At 32.9% G+C, this 1468-nt stretch carries 2 protein-coding genes; both read right to left on the bottom strand.

Going from position 1 to position 1468, the window contains the following annotated elements:
* The coding region (locus tag ABFX15_RS01310) for a PTS transporter subunit EIIC (RefSeq protein WP_346023753.1) at positions 1-357 on the bottom strand (357 nt) is incomplete at its 3' end.
* A 247-nt stretch (positions 358-604) separates the two neighbouring features.
* The gene (locus ABFX15_RS01305) at positions 605-1375 is read right to left on the bottom strand and encodes a MurR/RpiR family transcriptional regulator (RefSeq protein ID WP_346023752.1); all 771 of its coding nucleotides are present in this window, start codon (positions 1373-1375) and stop codon (positions 605-607) included.
* Between the last annotated feature and the right edge of the window lie 93 nt (positions 1376-1468).

The following is a 1468-nucleotide window of genomic DNA, read 5'->3' as shown; positions in this document are numbered from 1 at the left end:
TGTTTGATTTAGTTGATTAACCTTAAGCCGATAGGCTTTCCAAGGTTTGATCAGGGTGCGAAACTTGAGTGTAAGATAAGTAACCGCAGCTGTCATAGCTGCTTTTCCTTGTTCCACTTTAGCTAACCCAAGCGGTAAACCGATTACAAACAAAAGTTCCATTTGATTAAAAACAGTCCAAGCCCCGCTATTAACAATTGACCAAAAACTATGCCAAACTGTACCTTCATTTGCAATACTTCCCACTAGCATCGGATTAGTAAGAATAATTGTGATCGCTAACATTAAACCAGCAAAAGAAAATAATAGCACAGGCGTAAACATCGCCCCACCAAACCTTTGAATCTTTTCCATCATAATTGTTTCCCCTCTCTCTAATTTGTATATGTTCATTCTACTATTAGAGAAATCCTATTACAATACAATAGAGCACTGTTGTGAAATGGCTTCACTTTCTGTTCTTTTTCCCAAGTAGCGGGAATTTTTTCATATTTATTGATTTAACAAACTATCCAAAAAGGCACACGAAAGCAAGGTAAGAAAAGGGCGTGCGTTGCCCAATCTATACCTTGCCCCTTGAAAAACCACTATAATCCTAATAAAATTATGCTTTTTCACTACCTTTTTCTTTCATCTTACGATATGTTATATACTCACGATATAAAGCATCACAAACTAGATGTAAAGTAACAAATGACGTTGCTTCATGTGAGTTTTCTCGAAATAGAGTGGTAGTATGATAATAAAGATTGTACGGAGTCATTTGTGCTAAATAATTAGTTTGAAACGATGTAACAGATAAAATCGGTACCTCTCTAAAATTTAAAACTTTAATATTTTTTTCTAGTTTTCTAGTATCCCCACTTAATGAGATAATAATGACAAAATCATTTTTTGTAATCATCGGCATACTTAAATCAAATTCAACTTTGGCTGGGAGTATCAACATATGTTTCCCTACACTCATTAAGTTCCTACTTAGTTCTTTCAGTGCATTTCGCTGTGCCCATCCTGTTCCAAAACCAAAAATTCGTTCTGCTTTGTGCATTTCTTTGGCAATTTTTTCAACATCTGCTTGTTTCATTAATTTTAAAGTAGCTTCAATATCATCCTTTTGCAAATCCATTAAATTTTTACTAGGTAAGTTTCGCTTTGATGTACTTTTCATGCTGTATTTAAATTCACTAAATCCTGTGAAGCCTAACTTTTTTGTTAATCGGTGAATTGAAGATTTGGAAGTATGGCATCTTTCTGACAAATCAACAATACTTAATTTCTGGCATTCTTCTAGGTTTTCTAAAATATAGGTAATAATTGCCAAGTCATTTTCATTAAGTTGATTATGATATTGATTTATAAGTGCTTCTAAATCCATTTATATACTCCCTTTCCTTTAAGAGTAATTACCAATTTTTTTGTTTTTTCGTGTTGTTTTAATGCAACTATCGTTGCTCTATCAATTAAAATA

The organism is Alkalibacterium indicireducens, assembly GCF_039522005.1.
GTDB classification, from domain to species: domain Bacteria; phylum Bacillota; class Bacilli; order Lactobacillales; family Carnobacteriaceae_A; genus Alkalibacterium; species Alkalibacterium indicireducens.
Note: the sequence above shows the minus strand (reverse complement) of the source record. Positions and strands in the feature narration are given on the sequence as shown.